Raw genomic sequence first — 20,703 nt, 5'->3', positions numbered from 1 at the left:
GAAAAAGCGTTTCCCGCCGTCGGCCGTCGTCGGCCATCGAACGGACGACGCGACCTTCCGACACGGTTTTGGCCGGGCACAGAGAACGCACGAGCAAGACCAATGCTCGATCGGACGTATCTGCGCGAACATCCCGACGAGGTACGCGACGCCCTCGAGAACCGCGGAGCCGACGTCGACGTCGACGAGGTACTCGAAATCGACGAACGCTGGCGCGAACTGAAAGCGCGCGGTGACGACCTCCGCCACGAACGCAACCAGATAACCAAGAAGATCGGGGCGCTCGTGGCCGAAGGGAAAGACGAAGAGCGAGAGGAAGCCCTCGAGCGCTCGCGGGAACTCAAATCCGAAATCGAGGACGTCGAATCGGAAGGCGCCGAGCTCCAGGACGAGCTCCGAGAGCGGATGCTCGAGATCCCGCAGATCCCCCACGAGAGCGTCCCGTTGGGGCTCGACGAGCGCCACAACGTCGAAGCCAGGCGCTGGGGCTTCGACGACCTGCGCGATCTCCCCGACGAGGTGACGCCCCACTACGACCTCGGCGAGGAACTGGACGTCATCGACGAGGAACGCGCCGCCAAGACGACCGGCTCGGGCTTTTACTTCCTCAAGGGCGACGGCGCCCGCCTCGAACACGCCCTGATCCAGTTCATGATGGACGTCCACCGCGAGCAGGGATACGTCGACCTGTTTCCGCCGGTTCCGGTCAAGAGCGCGTCCATGCGCGGCACCGGCCAACTGCCGAAGTTCGCCGACGACGCCTACAGACTCGGCGGCAGCAACGAGGAGGAATACGACGACGAGGATCTCTGGCTCTGCCCCACGGCGGAGGTTCCCGTCACCAACATGTACGCAAACGAGATCCTCCTGGCGGACGACCTCCCGCTCAAACACCAGGCGTACACGCCGAACTTCCGGCGCGAGGCCGGCGAACACGGCACCGAAACCCGCGGCATCGTCCGCGTCCACCAGTTCAACAAGGTCGAACTCGTCAACTTCGTCGACCCCGAGGAAAGCGACGACCGGCTCGAGACCCTCCTCGAGGAGGCCGAGGAAGTTCTCAAACGGCTCGAACTCCCCTACCGCATCCTCGAACTCTGTACCGGGGATCTGACCTTCGCCAGCGCCAAGACCTACGACATCGAGGTCTGGGCCCCCGGCGACGACATGGACGACGGCCCCGACGAGGGCGGCCGCTGGCTCGAGGTCTCCTCGGCCTCGAACTTCGAGGACTTCCAGGCTCGCCGGGCCGGCCTGCGCTACCGCCCCGAGCGCCACGAATCGGCCGAGTATCTGCACACCTTGAACGCCTCCGGGCTCGCGATTCCGCGGGTCATGGTGGCCATCCTCGAGTACTACCAGAACGAGAACGGGACGGTGACGATTCCCGAGGCGCTCCGGCCGTATATGGGCGACAAGGAGGTCATCGAGGGACACGAGAAAGTCGGCGAGAGCGCGTTGGGGGCCGGCGAGCGGGAGTAAGCAGAAGCTGCTACCGTCAGTACAGTTCGACGGCGACTCCGAGCTGCTCGAAGTCTACAGGATTCGCGGTCAATACGGCGTCGTCGATGACCTCGGCGACCGCACCGATGTACGCATCGTTCGTCTCGACGCCGCTGTTACCGTCTGCGTTCCTATCGGCTTCCGCGAGGAGGATACTGGCCGTGCGAGCAATCTCTTCGTCGATGTCTACTCTCGGATATCCAAGCAACGCGTTCCGCACGCGCCGCCGTTCGTCATCGCTCTTCGTATACGCGACACCGTAGTACACTTCGGCGACGACCGGTGATGGAAGCCACTGGACCTCGCCACGGCCGGTTAGATCGTGCCCCTTTTGAATCGCTGCAGGGTTTCCGTCCATCAGGTCGAATAGATACGATGTATCGAGAATCACTCCTCGAACGCCTCTCGCGCTCGTTTCAGCCGCTCTTCGTCACGTCCACCGAAGCATTCCGCCGCCTGACGTGCCGCTTCGACCTCCTCGGACGACAGAATCCCTACAAGGGCTTCCGGGTCTGGCTCTCGAGTCAATCGACGTAACGTCTCGAACATGGTCTCTCCGTCCCGATTGTGGGCTTTCACCCACGCGTGATACTCGTCGGGAACGCGGATCATCTTGGCCATGTCGTAAAATTGGATTTACAGAGTCAAAAGCGTTCCCCGCTTCGCACGGTACAGGGGTCGCTAAACCGGGGCAGACGCACCGATACCTGATGGAAGGCGTCGTCCGGTACGGAAAAGAGACGCGATAAATCGGAACCGTTTCTATATGTAATCGACGCTCGGCGGCAACTCGAGTTTCATGCCCTTGCGCTCGCGGATCTCCATGATCTTCTCGCGCTGGAGCGAGTCGGACATGACCTCGAAGCCGGCGTTTTCGGTGTTCCAGGAGGCCCGCCCCTCGGTCGCAGAGCGGATGTCGGAGGCGAAGCCGATCATCTCGCCGACGGGCGCGATGCCCTCGACGACCATGAGGTCGCCTTCCTGGTACATGTCGTCGACGCGGCCGCGTCGGCCCTGAATCTCGCCGGAGGCGGCGCCCATGTGGTCGTTGGGCACGTCGATGCGGACGTCCTGCATCGGCTCGAGCATCTTGATCTTCGCGTCGATCAGCGCCTTGTGGACGGCTTCGCGGGTCGCCGGGATGACCTGTGCCGGACCGCGGTGGATGGTGTCCTCGTGGAGCTTGGCGTCGTGCAGGCGGATGAGCGCCCCCTGCACTGGCTCGTTAGCCAGCGGGCCGTTGTCGATGGCCTCCTCGAGTCCCTCGATGAACAACTCCATCGTCTCGTTCAAGTGCTGGATACCCTTCGTCTGATCCAGCAGGATGTTCGAGCCGTGGATGTGCTCGACGTTCTGGGAGTCGTCTTTGTCCATGCCGGCGTCCTGCAGGGCTTCTCGGCGTTCCTGCTCGGGCATGTCCATCGACGCCTCGCCCTTCTTAACCGTGTCGACGAGCTCGTCCGTCATCGGCTCGACGGAGATGTAGAAGCGGTTGTGGCGGTTCGGGGAGATGCCCTCGACCTGATCGCTGGGCTCCTGGGGCGCCTCACGGAAGACGACGATCGGTTCGCCGGTGTTGACCGGAATGCCCTGGTTCTTCTCGATCCGCTGGGTGATGACCTCGAGGTGGAGTTCGCCCTGCCCGGAGATCAGGTGTTCGCCGGTGTCCTCGTTGATCGTGATCTGGATGGTGGGGTCCTCCTTGGATACCTGTCGAAGGGTCTCGATGAGCTTCGGCAGGTCGTCCATGCTCTGGGCCTCCACGCTCTTGGTGATGACCGGTTCCGAGATGTGTTCGATCGACTCGAACGGCGTCATCTCGACGCTCGAGACGGTCGAGCCGGCGATGGCGTCTCTGAGGCCGGTGACGGCCGCGATGTTCCCGGCGGGAACTTCGTCGACTTCCTCGCGCTCGCCGCCCATGTAGATGCCGACGGACTGAACGCGGTTCTTGCCCGCGGTCCCGGAGACGTAGAGTTCCTGGCCCTTCTCCAGGGTGCCCGAGAAGACGCGACCGGAGGCGATTTCGCCGGCGTGGGGGTCCATCGAGATGTCGGTGACCATGAAGACGACCTCGCCGTCCTCATTGACGAGACGCATGGACTCGGCGAGGTCGGACTCGTCGTCGCCGCGCCAGATCCGCGGGATACGGCGGGGCTGGGCGTCGACCGGGTTCGGGAAGTGCTCACAGACCATGTCGAGGACGACGTCCGACAGCGGCGTGCGCTCGTGGAGTTCCTGGCGCTGGTCGTTGCGCTCCATCTCCATGATGTCGCCGAAGTCCATGCCGGTGCGCTGCATCGACGGCATCGAGACGCCCCACTTGTAGAGGGCGGACCCGAAGCCGACGGTGCCGTCTTCGACGGAGACCGTCCAGTCGTCGATGTCGTCCATGTCCTCGGTCATGCCGCGGATGAGTTCGTTGACGTCGCGGATGACCGAGAGCAGTCGCTCCTGCATCTCCTGGGGACCTTCCTGCAGTTCCGAAATGAGGCGGTCGACCTTGTTGATGAACAGGGTCGGCTTGACGCCCTCGCGAAGCGCCTGCCGAAGCACCGTCTCGGTCTGGGGCATCGCCCCTTCGACGGCGTCGACGACCACGAGCGCACCGTCGACGGCGCGCATCGCTCGCGTGACGTCGCCACCGAAGTCGACGTGACCGGGCGTGTCGATGAGGTTGATGAGGTGATTGGTCTCCTCGTACTCGTGAGTCATCGAGACGTTCGCCGCGTCGATGGTGATCCCGCGTTCCTGCTCGTCTTCTTCGGTGTCCATCGCGAGCTGTTCCCCGGCGGTCTCGTCGGAGATCATGCCCGCACCGGCGAGAAGATTGTCAGAAAGTGTCGTTTTTCCGTGGTCGACGTGAGCGGCGATGGCGATGTTCCGGATGTTCTCCGGTTCGTCCATCAGCCGTTCACACTCTTGGACGATTTTCTTGCGTCGGCCCATATACACCCCAATACCGCCAGCGGGGTCAAAAGGGTAGTGTTTCGTCGCCGCCGAATTTCGTCGTCTTCCCCCGTCCGAGCGCCGGAAAGTCAGGTTTGCGTGAGTGAATACCACGCAGTTGATCGTCGCGATCGGATCGGCGATGCCGCGATCGCCTCGCCCCCGTCCCGATCGATCACCGCCGAATTGTATCACCCGGCCGTCCGGGCCGGCGACACCGAACGTCGCCGCGCGACCGCGGTTTCGACAGTTCACGATTCGAACAGGTATCCGGACGTTCACGACCTGAACTCAGTTCACGAGGAGAGTATATCACCACGTAGTGGGAGAAGAGACCAGGACGCGAAAGTGGGCGAACGCGGCGGGCCGCTGTCGATTTTCGGCCACCCGCCGTTCGCACCGAGATTCGCGTCGGATACACGTACATCATGACAGGAACGGACGATCCCACCAATCGTCGAGCGCTCTTGCGAGCGCTCGGCACTGCATCGATCACCGGCGCCATCGCCGGCTGTTCGGAACTCGCTCTCTCGTCGCCCGAGGGAGAACCGGAACCGGGTGAGTCGAGCGACCCCGGGGCCGACCCGGATGCGGACGATTCGGCCGATCCCGGCGGCGATCAGCCGTCCTACGGGGCGTGCCAGCCGGCCGCTCCCGATCCGAACTGCGACGGTACCGAGGTCTCGGCCAGCCTCTCGAGCGATACGGTGTGGGGCGACGAATGTTCGAACTACCACGTGACCACCGAGATCTGGGTCAGCGACGGCGCGACCCTGACGATCCGGCCGGGAACGACGGTCACGTTCGCGAGCGGCGCGTCCCTGCAGGTCCTCGAGGGCTCGAGTCTGACCGCCCAGGGGACCTGCGAGGCCCCGATCCGGATGACCGGCGAGCAGAAGACGCGGGGGTACTGGGGCGGACTGGTCTTCTACGGGTCGAACAGTCTCGACAACAAACTGCGCCACGTCATCGTCGAGTACGCGGGTGCGAACCGGAGCCACCACAGCGTTCGGAAGGCGGGCGTCGAGTTGCTCGACGCTCGAGCCACCGTCGAGCGGTGTACGATCCGCGAGAACGCGGGCGCGGGTATCTCTCTCCGGTACGATGCGGTCCTGGACGCGTTCGATCGGTGTCTCGTCACCGCAAACGAGACGACCGCGGCCTGTCGCGATCAGAGCGCCCACCACTTCGCGGCCGAAAGCCAGTACACCGGCAACGACGACGACCGGGTTCGCGTGACGCCGACGTCCGGCGGCATCCCCGACTCGGCGGACGTGGAGCGGGGCGTCACCGACGCCCGCTACGTGTTGACCGGCGTGACGGACAACTACGGCCGCCTCACCGTTGCTCCCAACGCGACCGTCAGTTTCCAGCGAAACGCGGGCCTCGACACGCGAAACGGCGGGAGTCCCACCGCCGTCGGGATGACCGAAGACGAGTCGGTGGCCCCCATCACGTTCACCGGCGAACAGAGACTCGCGGCTACTGGCGCGGACTCCAGTTTCAGGATACCGACCGCACCGAGAACCGGCTCGGCCACGCGGTCGTCGAATACGGCGGCTCGGAGTCGTTCCACCACAGCACCGTCGCCGCCAACGTCACGGTCCGTTCGGGCTCGCGACTCAGCGTCGACAGTTCGACCGTCCGCGAAGGCGGCGGCTACGGGGTCTGTTTCAGTTCGAACGAGACGATCGGTTCGTTCCACACCAACACCGTCACGAAGAACACGGACGGGGCCGCCTGGGTCCGGAGTCCGAGTTCGCACTTCTTCCCGGACACGAGTACGTACACCGGCAACGACGACGACCGGATCGACGTCGTTCCCACGAGCAGCGGTATCGAAGCGGGATCGACCGTCACGTGGCAGGCCGTCGACGCGCGATACGTCGTCGACGGCGAACTCGAGGTCCAGGGCGACCTCGCTATCGAGGCCGGTGCGACGGTGAGTTTCGAGAGCAACGCGGGACTGGAAGTCTGGTCGACCGGCAGCCTCGACGCGACGGGGACGGCCGACGCGCCGATCACGTTCACCGGCGAACAGAAGACGGCCGGCTTCTGGCGAGGGCTCTCCTACCGCGAGAGCGACCGCGTCGAGAATCGACTCGTCTACGTGGTCGTCGAGCACGCCGGAACGGAGCGCTTCAACCACCGGGTCGAACCGGCGAACGTGACGGCGTACATCGGCTCACGCCTGCTCGTCGAGAACGCCACGATTCGCAACGGTGCCGGATACGGCCTCTACACCAGCGCGAGCAACGTGACGACGACGGCCGTCACCTATCAGAACAACGCCCTCGGCGGCGTGGGAACGGCCTGAATTCCGGGCCGCGAACCGGCCCGTGTCCGGACCCTCACGCCGGTGGCCGCGCGACCTCGGACTGCGACCGCTTACCGCAGCCGTCACTGTAATAGCGCTGGGAACCTTGGTACGGTTGAGCATGGATATACGCGTCCAGGGACCGGGCCCGACCGCACCATTTCTCAGCGCCCGGGACCTCTTCGAAACCGAGCACGATCTCTCCCTGCCGGTCCACGTCCACCTGCGGGACGACCCCGACGAACGGACCTGGGCGGCCCACTACGACGACCATCACGTCCTCAATATCTCGAGACAGGCCGCGTCGTCCGCGATGGCCCGCGAACTCGCCCTCCACGAGTTCGCCCACATGGCCCGTCACGAACAACGCCACCCGTCCCACACCCAGTCGACCGAAGAAGTCCTCTATCTCGCACTGGCCGGCCGCAGCGTCGAGCGACGCAAACTCTCTCACTGCTATCAGATCGCGAATCACATGAAAGACATCTACGCCGACGACATCACCCTCTCGGTCGGCCCCGGCGAGAAACTCCTGTCGTTTCTCGAGTCGAGTCTCGCGATCGCCCTCGCCGACCGCCCCGAAACGCCACCTCGCCCGGGGCTCGAGCGCCTCTCCCCGAGCGCCGATCCCGATATAACGGCGGTGAACGCGGCGTTCGCGCTCGCACTCGCGGAGCGACACGATCTCGTCGACGAGGACCACCGACTCTACGACCTCGCTCACGCGGCCGCGATGGACGCCCCAGAGATCGCGTTCGGGGGGTTCAAGCGTCGGTTCCGCGAACTTGCTTTCGAACCGGACGCGAGCACCTATCGTCAAGTGCTCGTCGACGCGACCCGTTCGTACGTCAGCGGCGACGGACCGGCCGCTGATTGACGGCGACGAGCGGTCTCGGTGTTTCGATTCACCGGACAAATCCGTCCGAACCCCGGTCCGACGACAGCCGCGTCCGGAACGGAAAACGCGCCGCTTCGACCCTAACATTTATTGTTTGAGGGCATTACTGTCTGTAACATACCAGTAATGATCGCGGGACAGGGCCGTGCGGAGACGAGCGAAGACGGCTTCTCCGACGAGCTATCGCGGTTAAAGCGCCACGGGGCGAGCATCCTCGTCGTCGGCTCCGTCCGACCCGACCATCGACGAGACACCTGCAGGCGGCTCCTGGGGCAGGGAGCGGAAAAGGCCCGCCGTCGCGTTCTCATCTCGACGACCAGCGAGACGAACCAGCTCTCGAAACTCGCCGGCGATGCCGACTCGGAGACGCTCTCGATGATCAGCTACGACGCCCAGGCACGCACCACCGCCGCGAGTCGTTCGACACCCGGTTCGTCCATCTCGTCGTCGCCGACCGAAGTCGACGCGCTGGCGGACCTCGGCCTGGCTCTCTCGAATGCGATCGACTCCTTCGAACACGACGCGAACGGACTCGAGCCCGCGGAACTCAGAGTCGGCGTCGACTCGGTGCTTCCGCTGCTCGAAGAGTACGGGAGACAACGGATCTTCAAGTTTCTCCACCTGACCAACGGACGAACGCGAGACGTCTGCGGGATGGCTCACTATCACCTTCCAGTGGAACCGACTGCCAGAATCGTCCCGGTGCTTTCGCCGCTGTTCGACGTGATCGTCGAACTTCGAGAACAGCACGGGGAGTACCAGGAACGATGGATGCTAGATGATGGAGCACACTCGTCCGGGTGGCTCTCGGTGACGACGAAATAGCGGCCCCGCGGTCCGTCCGTCGCGTTCAGATTCGGCGACTCACGACGGAACGGTCCAACGAACGCCACACCACCCGATCGTCAGTTTCAATGAAGCCGAAATTCGAGCCCAGCAGAACGGGAGTCGAGATTATCGATCCGATCGAACGGCACCGGTATCAGTTGACGGTTGGCGAGTCGATCTCGCTCGAGTCGGCTGACACCGATCAGATCGGATTCCCGACCGGATCGGTCGTACGGTTTACCGCACGGTCGATCGAATTACCGGCGACCGAGAGCATCATCGTCCGCGACGCCGACGGGATGATGATCGCCGAGGTACCCCCGACCGAACGGGTAGCGTTTCGGCCTGCCGAGTACACGCTAGATCTATCGGGCCCCATGAAGATATACGCCCGTATCGAAAGTGCATTGCGTATCTTTTCGGATGCCGACCGCACGTACGTCGCGTTCGACGGGGAGACGGATGTGATCCTCGGGGCACGATCGTTTCACGAACGGCCGGCCGGGACGATCACGACGACGGCAGACCCCGCCGATGTGATGGCGGCGGTGTCCATCTTTGGACAGGAACTGAAGACGACAACGCCCGAGCGGTCCTACTCGACACTCCGAGGCCATCCGCCACGCCTCGAACTCGGAAGCGAATTACACGTCCCCGACGAGTTCGACCGGGCCGACCACGGCGTTCGGATAGCCGTCCCGGACACGCTCCGTCACGTGTTCGTCGTCGCGCCACTCGCGTACTATCTCGGTGCCAGCGTCGGTCCCGGATCGAGACCCGAGATCGTCACCGACCGCGGGTACACCTACGCGCTCGATACCGCGGACGGGTTCGGATCGTCGGTGAGGCGCGCGTTGCGTCAGGTGTTCTTTCTCGATTGCGTCGTTCGGACCGAGGGCAAGACCCCGCTCGAACTGTACGAGCGGCAGGTGGTCGAACCGGCCCTCCCGTTCGACATCGCGACCGCGTACGACCAGTGTCTCGCCGAGCGACTCGAAACATATCTAGAGACGCCGTACTCCGCGGTGGAACCGCATCTTCCAGACTGGGGGTTCGAGACGAGACTCGAGCCGACCGCCGAGACGATCAGATTCCTCCCGTTTATCGCCAACGACCTCGCGATCGTCAGGACCGAAGCGAGCGAAACGGATCCGTCATCGCAGGAATCACGCGTCGAACGGGCGATCGAATCGTTCACTCGGAGCGATCCTGTCACCCGCGTTCGGACACGAACTGGTCGCGGTACCGAGACCGCCACCCCATCGACGGATCGGCTCCAGTTGTCCACCCTGCAGCAAGTCTGGACCGGTATCGACGACTCGGAGATCGTCAGCACCACCCCGCTCGGGGCGTACGAAAACAACGTGGGCCGGACGCCGAAGGACGGCCCGATCGAAATCGAATGTATCTGTAACGATTCGGATATGCGCACGGAACTCGAGAGCGTCAACGGGACGTACGGAACTCGCGAGGAGTTGCCCTTCGAAATCACGGACCACTACGACCTCACACGGGCCGAACTCGCGGACGTGCTGGCGATCGAGAGCGACTTTCTGCACTATATCGGCCACATCGACGACGCCGGATTTCAGTGTTCGGACGGGAAACTGGACGCCGCGACGGTCGATTCCGTCGGTGCGAAGGCGTTCTTGCTAAACGCGTGTCAGTCGCACGATCAGGGACTGGCCCTCGTCGCCGCTGGAAGCATCGGTGGAATCGTGACGCTCGGAAACGTCGCAAACAGTGGCGCAGTCGGAATCGGCAGTACGATCGCTCGATTGCTCAACCTCGGTTTCCCGCTCTACGCTGCACTGGATATCGCTCGCCAAGACAGCGTCGTGGGCCAGCAATACGTCATGGTTGGTGACGGGCGAACGACGATAGCGCAATCCGAAACCGGAATACCGAACGCGTGTATCGTTACCCGAAACGGGAACAGTATCGCTGCAGACGTACGCATGTATACGTCGGCGGAGATCAAACGAGGCTGTCTCTTTTCGCCGTATCTCGACCCGGTCACGTCGTACTACGTCCTGCCCCGAGCGACCGGACGACTTTCGGTGTCGGCATCGCAACTCGAGGAGTTTTTCGACCAGGGTCAATTCCCCGTTCTACTCGACGGATCGCTCCAGTGGAGCGAGGATATCCGACCGTCGGAGTCGTAGCGTCACGGTCCGGTGAACAACCCTCCGTTCGCTGCGATACCGAGTTCCACCCGCGCCCAGATACATAAAAAGCCGGCTATCCGTGGATTGCTTTTCACGTATTGAGTGAAATCCACCATAGTTTATCCGATACCTATCGCTATATGATAATGAATTTATTTTAATATCACATACAAAGCGATTATAATATCATCCTCTCCGTCAGTGATTAAAACTCGGCCAACTCGGGTCCAGTGGCGCGACGGACGGCGCCGGTCTCTCGACGGGCTCTCTCGCGTACGTGCCCGATATGAGATTCGCCGAACAATTCAGTGTAGACTAGATGTGTGGCGAGAGAAACGCCCCAGAAAATCGAGACGGCAGACGGATCGCGTTAGCGTGCGGCAGCCGCGACGCGCTCTTTTTCTTCTTTCTGACTGACGGCGTAGGTTTGGACGTCGTAGTTGGCCGCGCCGACGAGTTGGCTGGCGATCGCCTCCTCGACGGTCGTCGCCGTCTTGAACGAGTCGTTGTGAACGCCTTCGGCGAGGAATTTCAGCGCCTGATCGACGCGCCGCTGCGGGGCGACGTCGACGGCCTTCGGAACCGAGATGCCACCGTACTTGAGCCGGACGGTCTCTTCTCGCGGTGCCGCGTTCTCCACGGCCGTGACGAGAATCTGGATGGGGTTTTCCTCTGTGCGGTCGTGGATGAGCTCGAACGCATCACGGACGTAGTTGAGCGACTGCTGTTTTTTGCCCGTGTTCTCTTCGGTCTGCATCAACCGGTTGATGAAACGCTCGACGATCGAGACCTGGGACTTCTTGAACTGTTTGCTGGCGTGGCGACCCGCGGTGTGTGCGACCGGAGTTACGGTGATGTAACGCTCCGTCGATGGGTCGGCGTACTCGATTTCGTCGATATCCCACGTGCCGAAGAGCTTCGCCGATACGTCCGCACCGCCCGCTGGCGCATCCGGGTCCGGTTGGTCTTCTGCAGCCATGGTTATCGCACCGGTTTCTCCGCGTTCCCGCGGACGAGTTCCTTCATGGCGACGCCGTTTACCTTGTCCACTTTGTAGTTGACGCCGGAGAGGTCGCCCATCGCACGACCCTTCGCCCCACCGATCCCGGCGATGGTGACTTCGTCGTGTTCGTCGATGAACGAGATCGCACCGTCACCGGGACAGAAGGCGGTGACCTGCTTTCCGTTCTTGATCAGCTGAACCCGGACGCACTTTCGGATCGCCGAGTTGGGTTGTTTCGCTTCGATGCCGACCTTTTCGAGTACGATACCGCGGGCCTGTGGTGCACCCTCGAGCGGGTCGGACTTCTCACGAAGTCCGCGGGCGCGTCGCGCGTAGTCCGAGTCGGACCACCGCTGGTTCTGGCGGTCCTTCTTGAGCTTGCGCGCGGCGTATTTGCCGTTTGCCATAGTACCCGTCGCTATCCGACGGAGGCACTTAAGCAACCCGTTTCGAATCGGTATGACGGCTCGAGATAGCTCGACGTACCCCGCTCGCCGAATCTGAGGCCGTTTCGCCGGCTCGAGTTACGGACGGAGCAACGGGGAGCGCCGCTGTGCTCAGCGGAGGACCCCGAACGCGATCGGCGGAGACGGGCGGTGGTCGGTGCCTCGACGACGGACGCGATCGGACACAGATGGCACGAAACGGCGTCGACCGGGACCGAGAACCGCCGATGAACGAGAAACGGCGCTGGAAAACAGCCGCGAACGAGCGAAAACGGCGGTCAGGTGAGCTGGATGTCGTCGATGTCGAAATGGCGGGCGGCGAGGCGCCGTGCGGCGGTGATCGTCCGGCCGTTCGTCCCGATGGCGATGCCGCGGTCGCCTTCGGCGACCTCGACGTAGGCGACGACGTCGGTGTTCTCGCTGATGGTGACGTTGTAGACGGCCGCGGGTGCGAACGTATTCGCGACGAATTCCTCGGGGTCGTCCGCGTCTTCGACGAGCCGGACCTGCGCGTCGACACGTTCCTCGAACCGCTTGACCGTCCGGCCACCGGGGCCGATCGCGTCACTCATCCCGCCGGTTTCGACGACGATCACCAGCCGATCGCCGCCCTCGGTGACGAGACAATCTCGACCGTCGACGCCCGTGACCTCCTCGAACGCGGCGAGGAATCGCCGTGCGGCGTCGTCGAGGGTCACCCCCATCGATCAGTCGGCCTGACTGCCACCGGACGTGGTCGATCCCATCCGGAGGTCGACGTCGCCAGTGCCGAGTTTGATCGGCTTGCCGACGATAACGTTCTCCGTGACGCCGTCGAGTTCGTCGATCTCGCCGTGGATCGCTGCGTTGAGCAGGTGGTTGACCGTCACCTCGAACGCAGCACGAGCGAGGACCGACTCCTTCGAGCCCGAAATACCGTGGCGGCCGATCGACTCGATCTCGCCGCGGTTCGTCATGATGTCCGCGACGAGCATCAGGTGACGGACGTTTACGTCGTCGAGCCCCTGTTCGGCCAGCGTATTGTTCGTTTCCTCGATGATCGCCTCGCGAGCCGCCTCGATGCCGAGGTTCCGTCGAATCTCGTGAATGTTGTTGCACGTCGTCCGCGAGGCGTCGACGCCCTCGATTTCGAGGACGTCGCCGAACGCCGATCCCTCGGTGTAGAGGACGAATTCTTCGCCCTCGTCGAGTTCCTCGCGTCGGATAACGACCCTGGAGATGTCTTCGATACCTTTGAACGTGATGTCACGCAGTTCCTCGACGAGTTGCAGGAGGTCCCGATAGGAGGGCTCCTCGGGTCCGAACTCGATCCGAGTGCCCTGCTGGACCGTACTGACGCCGAGCGAGTCTTCGATGATCTCCGCGACCTCATCGGGCGTGATCATCCGCTCTTCCAAGGTGTCCTCGTTGAGCGAAATCTGGACGCGCATGTCCGCGACGTTCGTCGAGACGTCACCCAGCGCGAGGATCTTGGTCGCCTCGATCTTCCAGACGACTTCGTGGGCCCGCTCGCGTTCGGTGGCGTACTCGCCCTCGAGATACACGGTCATCATCGGCGTGTCGGGAGTCTTCCGGGCGTCGACCAGTTCGATCAGCCGCGGCAGCCCCTGGGTCACGTCGATTTCGGCGACCCCCGCGTAGTGGAACGTGTTCATCGTCAGCTGGGTGCCGGGTTCCCCGATCGACTGCGCCGAGACCGTCCCGACCGGGTCGAGCGGGTCGACCCGCGTGTCCAGGTAGCGAGTTTCGACCGCCTTCGCGAGTTCGTCCGCGTCCTCGACCGTTGCACCGTCACGGGCCTCGAGCGTCTCGTAGACCTCGTTTTTGAGCCGTCGCGGGAGGTCCGTGTCCTCGACGACCGCGATCGTGTCGTCGTCGACGGCGTAGTCGACCTCAGTCATCGGAGGTCACCTCCGTTCCCTCGGCGAGGCGATCGTCGGCGTGTTCCGAGAGGTTCGTCGGCCGCGGTCTCGAGCCGAGGAACTCCTGTTTTTCCGCCTCGGACTCGAACTCGGTGTCGAGAACCCGATCCGCGATCTGTGCGACGTCGATGTTGTTCTCGTCGCCGGAGGAGACCTTGACCGGCGAGGTGCCGTCCTCACCGAATTCGAACTGGACGATCGTGTCCGAGGTGTCGCGGACGGTGCCGTCGTACTGGGTCTCGAGTTCGGAGAGGGCGTTGATCAGCCGGCGCTGCAGGTAGCCGGACTTCGACGTTCGAACGGCAGTGTCGACCAGCCCCTCGCGGCCGCCCATCGCGTGGAAGAAGAATTCCCGCGGCGTCAGGCCGCTCGTATAGGAGTTCTCGACGAAGCCGTGTGCCTCGGCCGAGAGGTCGTCCGGCTCGTAGTGCGAGAGGGTTCGATCTTCGTATCCGCGATTGATTCGCTCGCCCCGAACCGCCTGTTGGCCGACGGCACCGGCCATCTGGGTCAGGTTGAGCATCGATCCGCGGGCGCCCGAGTTGGCCATGACGACGGCGGGGTTCTCGTCCGAGAAGTGTTCGTCGGCGATGTTCCCCGCGTTGTCACGCGCACGCGAGAGCGTCTGCATGATCTTCATCTCGAGCGTCTCGTCGATCGTCCGACCCGGGAGACTCTCGAGTTCGCCGCGTTCGTAGGCTTCGATCAGTTCCTCGACCCGGTCGTTGGCGTCGTCGATCGTCTCGTCGATTCGGGCCTGTGCCTCCTCGGGGATCGTCTCGTCGTCGATGCCGATCGAGAACCCGAAGTGCATGATCGCCCGCATCGCCAGCGTCGACACCTCGTTGATGAAGATCCGCGCACGCGTGTTGCCGTAGATCTTCGTGATCGTGTCGACGATCTCGCCGCCGAACTCGCCGACTTCGTCCTCGGCGATGGTTCCCTCGATCAACTGCCCGTCCTCGATGACCACCTGATCGCCGACGGTGCCGGTGAACTCGAGATTGAGGTCGTCGGGCAGGAGTTCGGAGAACACGTCGTACCCGGTCCAGAACGGCTCGCCCTCGTCGTCGATCCCGCTGGGGTCGGGCAGTTCGTCGATCCGGGTCGCCCGGAGGAGATCCAGCGCCTGTGTCTCGTTGAACCGTGGGTTGTCGTTGGTCAGCAGGTACATCCCGGAGATGTGGTCCTGAATGGCGCCGATGATGTTCTCGCCGAAGCGCGGGCTCAGAATTTGTTCCTGGACGCGCATGAGGACGCGCGCTTCGGCGCGAGCCTCCTCGTTTTGCAGCGCGTGCATGTTCATCTCGTCGCCGTCGAAGTCCGCGTTGTACGGCGGACAGACGACGGTGTTCAGGCGGAACGTCTTGTACGGCATGACCACGACCTCGTGGGCCATGATCGACATCCGGTGCAGCGACGGCTGGCGGTTGAAGATGACGATGTCGCCGTCGATGAGGTGACGGTTGACTTCCCAGCCGGCTTCGACCTTTTCGGCGAGTTGCTCGCAGTTCTTTTCGGTCACCTTCAGCCGTCTGCCGTCGGGCCGGCGGACGTAGTTCGCACCGGGGTGTCCCTCGGGGCCGTTCGAGACGAACCGGCGGGCGTCCGCCAGGTTTCGTTCCGTCACATTCATCGTCTGCGTCATCTCCTTTGCGACGCGGTCCGGAACGCCGACTTCGTTCAGCGAGAGGGTCGGGTCCGGCGAGATGACCGTCCGGGCGGAGAAGTTGACGCGCTTGCCCGACAGCGACCCGCGGAAGCGACCTTCCTTCCCCTTGAGCCGCTGGGAGAGGGTCTTGAGCGGCCGGCCGGAGCGGTGTCGCGCCGGCGGCGTCCCCGAAATCTCGTTGTCCATGAACGTCGTCACGTGGTACTGGAGCAGTTCCCAGAGGTCCTCGATGATCAGCTGGGGTGCGCCCGCCTCGCGATTCTCCATGAACCGCTGGTTGATCCGGATGATGTCGACCAGCTTGTGCGTGAGGTCGTCCTCAGATCGCTGGCCGTTGTCCAGCGTGATCGACGGTCGAGCGGTGACCGGCGGCACCGGCAGGACGGTGAGGATCATCCACTCGGGCCGAGAGCGCTCGGGGTTGATCCCCAGCACCTCGATGTCCTCGTCCGGGATGTTCTCGAACCAGTCCCTGATGTCCGAGGGCATCAGTTTGTTCGTATCCTCCTCGGTGAGATCGATGTCCAGGGCCTTCTCGATGGCCTTGCGCTGACTCTCCCGGGGCCGGAACGAACCGGAGAGAATCTCGTTGATCCGGGTCAGCTCGATGTCGGTCTTCTCGGCGAGTTCGTCGGGCGTCGTGCGATCGATGCCCGCCTCCTCGTCGCCCTGCATCGCGCCCGCGATGCGCTGGGAGTACTCGCTCGTGAGGACCTGTTGGACCTCGTAGTAGGTCGTCGGCTTCTCGTGGTCGATGTCGTACTGAATTTCGCCGCAGAACGGACACCGATCCTTCTTGCGCGCCTGTCGAATCGCGGCCTTGGTCACGTCGTTCAAGTCCCGACTCAGTTTCCGGGACTCCTCGAGTTGACCGCGGAATTCGTCCCGTTCGTCCTCCGTCAGCAGGAGCTTCGAACACTCCCGACAGGTGCCTCGCAGGAGCCGTCGGATGAGTTTCGTAAAGCCGACGTGGATGACCGGCGCCGCGAGTTCGATGTGGCCGAAGTGACCGTTACACGAACCCGAATGTTTCCCGCAGGTCTTGCACTCGAGGCCGGGGTCGATGACGCCCAGGCGCGGGTCCATGAGCCCCATGTCGATGGGGAAGCCGTCGTCGTCGTAGGTGTCGGCGGTGATGATCTTCGTCGCGCTCATCTCCCGATACTCCTCGGGCTCCATGAGCCCGAAGGAGATCGCTCCGATGTCTTTTGGTGTACTGTTTTGCATGATTTAGACGGCGTCCTCCAGTTCGAGTCGCGGCGCGATACCCAGCGCCTTCATCTCGTCTAGCAGGAGCTTGAAGGCGTAGCTCATCTCGATCTCGTGGATATCGGTCTCCTCGTCGCAGTTCGGACAGTAGACGCGCCGTTGTTCGACGTTTTCGACCGCGCTCATCCCGCAGTTCGCACAGACGTGAATGAACTCGCGGTCGGACTCGTCCAAGAGCCGTTCTTTCAGCGTCATGGCCGCCCCGTGGCCGATGAACACGTCGCGTTCCATCTCGCCGATACGGAGGCCACCCTCGCGGGCGCGCCCCTCGGTCGGCTGCCGGGTGAGCACCTGCACGGGTCCGCGCGAGCGGGCGTGCAGTTTGTTCGAAACCATGTGGTAGAGTTTCTGGTAGAAAATGACGCCGACGAAGATGTCGGCCTCGATCTTCTCTCCGGTGACCCCGGAGTACATGGTCTCCTTGCCCGCCGAATTGAACCCGGCGTCCTCGAGTCCACCGCGGAGTTCGTCCTTGTCTTCACCCAGGAACGGCGTCCCGTCGACGCGTCGCCCCTCCATCGCGCCGAGTTTGCCGCCGATCATCTCGAGGATGTGTCCGACGGTCATCCGCGACGGCAGCGCGTGGGGGTTCACGACGAGGTCGGGAACGACGCCCTCCTCGGTGAAGGGCATGTCCTCTTGCGGTGCGAGGTGGCCGACGACCCCCTTCTGGCCGTGGCGACTGGCGAACTTGTCCCCGAGTTCGGGGATGCGTTCGTCGCGCACGGAGACCTTCGAGAGCTTCGAGCCGTCTTCCCCCTCCATGAGGGTGACCGTGTCGACGATCCCCGACTCGCCCGAGCGCATGGTGACCGACGTTTCGCGGCGCTTCTGGGGCGAGAGACCGCCCATGTCGTCCGGTTCCTCGAGGAATCGCGGCGGACTCGTCTTGCCGAGCAGGACGGAGTTCTCGTCGACGTTCGTCTCGGGATTGACGAGGCCGTCCTCGTCGAGGTGATTGTACGCTTCCTCCCCGCGAGCGCCGCGAACGTCCTGGCTCGGGATCTCGAATCGGTCCTCCTGACCGCCCGGGTACCGACGTTCTTCACCCTCGTACGTCCGGAAGAAGTGCGATCTCGCGAGCGCGCGCTCGACGCTGGCTTTGTTCATGACCAGCGCGTCCTCGATGTTGAACCCCTCGTAGCTCATCACGGCGACGACGAAGTTCTGTGCCGCCGGCCGCTCGTCGTAGCCGATCTGCTCGGTCGTCTGGGTTTTCACCATCGAGAGCTGCGGGTAGTGAAGCAGGTGCTGGCGCGTGTCCGGCCGAATCCGGTAGTTCGCACTCGGCAGTCCGAGCGACTGCTTGATCATCCCCGCCCCCATCGTAATGCGGGGCGAGGCGTTGTGTTCGGGATACGGAATCATCCCCGCACCGATCGAGAAGATCAGCGACGGATCGATCTCGAGGTGCGTGTGCTTTTCCGTCAGGTCGTCCTCGTCGACGGCGACCAGAATGTCTTCTTCCTCTTCCGCGTCGATGAACTCGATGTAGCCGTGATCGACGAGGTCCTCGAACTCGAGGTCACCGTCGTGAAGCGCATCGATCTCCTGTTCGGAGATACGAGGTTCGCCGTCTTCGACGACCAGTAGCGGTCGCCGGGCCCGACCCGCGTCCGCGTTGACGATCACTTCGCGGGTGCGGTCTTTCACCGAAACGTTGACCATCTCGCTGACGTCGCCGATGCGACGCGCTTCGCGGATCTGTTCTGCGAGTTCGTGCGGATCGGGATGGGTCCCCACCAGCGACCCGTTGACGTAGACTTTCGCCTCTCGTTGTTGGCTGCTCATGATTGATTAGTCGTCCCCTGACGCTGTCGTCCGTTCGATTCCCTCGAGGCCGGGAATGCCCTCGACACCCATCGATGCCAGTTCGCGTTTGAGTTCCTGTTCGTCCTCGACGTTCTGGGAGAGCTCCATCGACTGCGCGAAGTTCTTCACCAGGCCACAGTTCGGTCCCTCCGGGGTCTCGGAGGGGCCGATACGTCCCCACTGGGTCGCGTGTAAGTCCCGCGCTTCGAAGTGCGGCTGCGAGCGTGACAGCGGACTGCGAAGGCGGCGCAAGTGGCTGAGTACCCCCATGAAGTCGGTCCGGTCGACCAGCTGGGAGACCCCGGAGCGACCCCCGACCCAGTTACCCGTCGCGATCGGATGCTCGAGCCGCTCGGTGAGGACGTCCGAGCGGACGACCGTGTTCACCGAGAGCTGCCGATTGCGCATGTTCGCTCGCTCGAGCTGGTACTTGACGTCCCGTGCGAGCTTGTTCAGCGCGGTCCGGAACAGGTCTTTCATCAGATCGCCGCTGACCTTCAGGCGCTTGTTCGCGTAGTGGTCCTTGTCGTCGGATTCGCGGCGGCCGAGCGCGAGTTCGAAGCAGGCCTCCGCCATCCGACAGAGGTAGTGGGCCTTGTTGATCCGGACGTCCTCCTCCTCGACGCCGTCCTCGTGGAGGTGCGGGAGAAGGTACCGGTCGATGACGTAGTTGGCCCGCTTGAGCTGGTAGTTCTTCCCCTGGCCGGAGGCGACGCGCTTGCCAAGCGCCTCGATGGCTTGCTCTTCGGTCTGAACCTCCGCTTCCTCCAGGTTCTCGAGCATGTATTTGACGACTTCGGGGTCGTTCGAGACCTTGTGGACGATCTCTTCGTCGCTCTCGAGGCCGAGTGCTCGAACCAGCGTCACGAAGTTGATCGAGCCCGATACCGAAGGGAACGAGACCTCGAGCAGGCCGTCTCGAGTTCGCTCACACAGCACCAGCGCGCGGTAGCCCCGTCGTTGCGAGAAGGTCTTCGCGACCTGGATCTCGTCGCCGTACTTGGTGTCGTACTCGGCGAGGATCTTGTTCGGTGCGAGGTCTTCGCTGGTCATCAACACCCGCTCGGAGCCGTTGACGATGAAATAGCCGCCGGGATCGGCGGGGTCCTCACCGATTTCGATCAGCTCCTCGTCGGAGAAGCCGGCGATGTTGCACTTCTCTGAGCCGACCATGATGGGCATTCGACCGATCTTCGTCTCGGTAGAATCGACGACCCGCTGGTCGCCCTCTTCGCCCTTGACGATCGACATCTCCATGAACACCGGCGCCGAATAGGTGATGTTTCGAAGGCGGGCTTCCTGCGGATAGAGCAGTTCTTCCGAGCCGTCTGCCTCTCGAACCCGCGGGGTGACGACGCGGACGTCGCCCAGTTCGACGTGGACGGGCTCTTCGCCTTCCTTGTCGCCGATGTCCGTGTCGATCGTCGCCTTTTCGTCGACGACCTCCTGCATCCCCCGAGTGAGGAACGCGTTGAACGAGCGGTAGTGGTGTTCTGCGATCCGTTCCTTCGAGAAGTATTCGCGCGAAATCTCACGACGTTCGTCGCGGTTGAGTTCCATTGCCATTTATTCCACCACGAGTCGATACACGATCGCCTGTTCGGTCGTTCGCGAGTCCCGGACGATTTTGATGACGTCGCCGATCTCTGCGTCGTCCGGCAAGGCTGGGTCGTTTCGTTTGATCTTCGGTAAGTCTGTACGGTCGATATCGTATTCCTCGAGCACGTCCTCGAGGACGTCCTCCTCGAGAACGGTGTGCTCGGGAACCAGGTCGTGTTGGCTTACGTCTACCATGGATTGGTGTGGGTGTGCGTGTTGGCTATCGGGAGAGAAGCGGCTGTCACGAGATACTACAGGCAGATAGCGGCGGGAGGCATTTAACGGTTACTAAGTCGACGCACAAGCGGAGCTATCCG

At 63.2% G+C, this 20,703-nt stretch carries 17 protein-coding genes; 6 read left to right on the top strand and 11 right to left on the bottom strand.

Annotated features, from left to right (window positions below):
- Positions 1-102: 102 nt before the first annotated feature.
- Positions 103-1,482, top strand: coding sequence for a serine--tRNA ligase (gene serS, locus NJT13_RS13215; protein WP_254522096.1), 1,380 nt, complete (start codon positions 103-105; stop codon positions 1,480-1,482).
- A gap of 16 nt (positions 1,483-1,498) precedes the next feature.
- Here serS and NJT13_RS13210 read toward each other — a convergent pair whose 3' ends face one another.
- From NJT13_RS13210 to NJT13_RS13200, 3 genes are all read right to left on the bottom strand, one after another.
- Positions 1,499-1,861, bottom strand: a complete 363-nt coding sequence (locus tag NJT13_RS13210; protein WP_254522095.1) for a PIN domain-containing protein — start codon at positions 1,859-1,861, stop codon at positions 1,499-1,501.
- Positions 1,862-1,890: 29 nt separating this feature from the next.
- Positions 1,891-2,124 (bottom strand): hypothetical protein, encoded by a 234-nt coding sequence (locus NJT13_RS13205; protein ID WP_254522094.1) that lies wholly within the window; start codon positions 2,122-2,124, stop codon positions 1,891-1,893.
- A 141-nt stretch (positions 2,125-2,265) separates the two neighbouring features.
- Positions 2,266-4,452 carry an elongation factor EF-2 gene (locus NJT13_RS13200; protein WP_254522093.1) on the bottom strand — a complete coding sequence of 729 codons (2,187 nt, stop codon included), beginning with the start codon at positions 4,450-4,452 and terminating at the stop codon, positions 2,266-2,268.
- Between the two features lie 428 nt (positions 4,453-4,880).
- Here NJT13_RS13200 and NJT13_RS13195 point away from each other — a divergent pair, with 428 nt between their 5' ends.
- From NJT13_RS13195 to NJT13_RS13175, 5 genes are all read left to right on the top strand, one after another.
- Positions 4,881-6,398: a right-handed parallel beta-helix repeat-containing protein gene (locus NJT13_RS13195; RefSeq protein WP_254522092.1), complete on the top strand. Its 1,518-nt coding sequence runs from the start codon at positions 4,881-4,883 to the stop codon at positions 6,396-6,398.
- A complete protein-coding gene (locus NJT13_RS13190) occupies positions 6,395-6,769 on the top strand; it encodes a hypothetical protein (protein WP_254522091.1) in 375 nt (124 codons plus the stop codon). The genes NJT13_RS13195 and NJT13_RS13190 overlap by 4 nt, the downstream gene beginning before the upstream one ends.
- Positions 6,770-6,890: 121 nt before the next feature.
- On the top strand, positions 6,891-7,646 hold the full coding sequence (locus NJT13_RS13185; protein ID WP_254522090.1) for a DUF5781 family protein: 756 nt from the start codon (positions 6,891-6,893) through the stop codon (positions 7,644-7,646).
- A 147-nt stretch (positions 7,647-7,793) separates the two neighbouring features.
- On the top strand, positions 7,794-8,492 hold the full coding sequence (locus NJT13_RS13180) for a DUF7504 family protein (protein ID WP_254522089.1): 699 nt from the start codon (positions 7,794-7,796) through the stop codon (positions 8,490-8,492).
- Positions 8,493-8,581: 89 nt separating this feature from the next.
- A complete protein-coding gene (locus NJT13_RS13175; RefSeq protein ID WP_254522088.1) occupies positions 8,582-10,660 on the top strand; it encodes a CHAT domain-containing protein in 2,079 nt (692 codons plus the stop codon).
- A gap of 373 nt (positions 10,661-11,033) precedes the next feature.
- On the opposite strand, the gene NJT13_RS13170 is transcribed toward NJT13_RS13175, so the two are convergent.
- The 8 genes from NJT13_RS13170 to NJT13_RS13135 all read right to left on the bottom strand — a co-directional run bounded on the left by NJT13_RS13170 (position 11,034) and on the right by NJT13_RS13135 (position 20,581).
- A complete protein-coding gene (locus tag NJT13_RS13170; protein ID WP_254522087.1) occupies positions 11,034-11,642 on the bottom strand; it encodes a 30S ribosomal protein S7 in 609 nt (202 codons plus the stop codon).
- A gap of 2 nt (positions 11,643-11,644) precedes the next feature.
- Positions 11,645-12,073, bottom strand: a complete 429-nt coding sequence (locus tag NJT13_RS13165; protein ID WP_049951550.1) for a 30S ribosomal protein S12 — start codon at positions 12,071-12,073, stop codon at positions 11,645-11,647.
- A gap of 317 nt (positions 12,074-12,390) precedes the next feature.
- Complete coding sequence (locus NJT13_RS13160) at positions 12,391-12,816, bottom strand: NusA-like transcription termination signal-binding factor (protein ID WP_254522086.1); 426 nt, start codon at positions 12,814-12,816, stop codon at positions 12,391-12,393.
- A 3-nt stretch (positions 12,817-12,819) separates the two neighbouring features.
- Complete coding sequence (rpoA2, locus tag NJT13_RS13155; protein WP_254522085.1) at positions 12,820-14,013, bottom strand: DNA-directed RNA polymerase subunit A''; 1,194 nt, start codon at positions 14,011-14,013, stop codon at positions 12,820-12,822.
- Complete coding sequence (locus NJT13_RS13150; protein ID WP_254522084.1) at positions 14,006-16,933, bottom strand: DNA-directed RNA polymerase subunit A'; 2,928 nt, start codon at positions 16,931-16,933, stop codon at positions 14,006-14,008. The genes rpoA2 and NJT13_RS13150 overlap by 8 nt, the downstream gene beginning before the upstream one ends.
- A 3-nt stretch (positions 16,934-16,936) precedes the next feature.
- On the bottom strand, positions 16,937-18,766 hold the full coding sequence (gene rpoB, locus NJT13_RS13145; protein ID WP_254522083.1) for a DNA-directed RNA polymerase subunit B: 1,830 nt from the start codon (positions 18,764-18,766) through the stop codon (positions 16,937-16,939).
- A 6-nt stretch (positions 18,767-18,772) separates the two neighbouring features.
- Entirely contained in the window at positions 18,773-20,353 is a 1,581-nt protein-coding gene (locus NJT13_RS13140) for a DNA-directed RNA polymerase subunit B'' (protein ID WP_254522082.1), read from the bottom strand.
- On the bottom strand, positions 20,354-20,581 hold the full coding sequence (locus NJT13_RS13135; protein ID WP_254522081.1) for a DNA-directed RNA polymerase subunit H: 228 nt from the start codon (positions 20,579-20,581) through the stop codon (positions 20,354-20,356).
- Between the last annotated feature and the right edge of the window lie 122 nt (positions 20,582-20,703).

This window comes from Natrinema caseinilyticum (assembly GCF_024227435.1).
Taxonomy (GTDB): domain Archaea; phylum Halobacteriota; class Halobacteria; order Halobacteriales; family Natrialbaceae; genus Natrinema; species Natrinema caseinilyticum.
This window is presented reverse-complemented; position numbering and strand designations above follow the sequence as displayed.

Coding starts and splice junctions, on each gene's coding strand:
- serS (WP_254522096.1), top strand. CDS start 103: ATGCTCGATCGGACGTATCTGCGCGAACATCCCGACGAGGTACGCGAC.
- NJT13_RS13210 (WP_254522095.1), bottom strand. CDS start 1,861: ATGGACGGAAACCCTGCAGCGATTCAAAAGGGGCACGATCTAACCGGC.
- NJT13_RS13205 (WP_254522094.1), bottom strand. CDS start 2,124: ATGGCCAAGATGATCCGCGTTCCCGACGAGTATCACGCGTGGGTGAAA.
- NJT13_RS13200 (WP_254522093.1), bottom strand. CDS start 4,452: ATGGGCCGACGCAAGAAAATCGTCCAAGAGTGTGAACGGCTGATGGAC.
- NJT13_RS13195 (WP_254522092.1), top strand. CDS start 4,881: ATGACAGGAACGGACGATCCCACCAATCGTCGAGCGCTCTTGCGAGCG.
- NJT13_RS13185 (WP_254522090.1), top strand. CDS start 6,891: ATGGATATACGCGTCCAGGGACCGGGCCCGACCGCACCATTTCTCAGC.
- NJT13_RS13180 (WP_254522089.1), top strand. CDS start 7,794: ATGATCGCGGGACAGGGCCGTGCGGAGACGAGCGAAGACGGCTTCTCC.
- NJT13_RS13175 (WP_254522088.1), top strand. CDS start 8,582: ATGAAGCCGAAATTCGAGCCCAGCAGAACGGGAGTCGAGATTATCGAT.
- NJT13_RS13170 (WP_254522087.1), bottom strand. CDS start 11,642: ATGGCTGCAGAAGACCAACCGGACCCGGATGCGCCAGCGGGCGGTGCG.
- NJT13_RS13165 (WP_049951550.1), bottom strand. CDS start 12,073: ATGGCAAACGGCAAATACGCCGCGCGCAAGCTCAAGAAGGACCGCCAG.
- NJT13_RS13160 (WP_254522086.1), bottom strand. CDS start 12,816: ATGGGGGTGACCCTCGACGACGCCGCACGGCGATTCCTCGCCGCGTTC.
- rpoA2 (WP_254522085.1), bottom strand. CDS start 14,013: ATGACTGAGGTCGACTACGCCGTCGACGACGACACGATCGCGGTCGTC.
- NJT13_RS13150 (WP_254522084.1), bottom strand. CDS start 16,933: ATGCAAAACAGTACACCAAAAGACATCGGAGCGATCTCCTTCGGGCTC.
- rpoB (WP_254522083.1), bottom strand. CDS start 18,766: ATGAGCAGCCAACAACGAGAGGCGAAAGTCTACGTCAACGGGTCGCTG.
- NJT13_RS13140 (WP_254522082.1), bottom strand. CDS start 20,353: ATGGCAATGGAACTCAACCGCGACGAACGTCGTGAGATTTCGCGCGAA.
- NJT13_RS13135 (WP_254522081.1), bottom strand. CDS start 20,581: ATGGTAGACGTAAGCCAACACGACCTGGTTCCCGAGCACACCGTTCTC.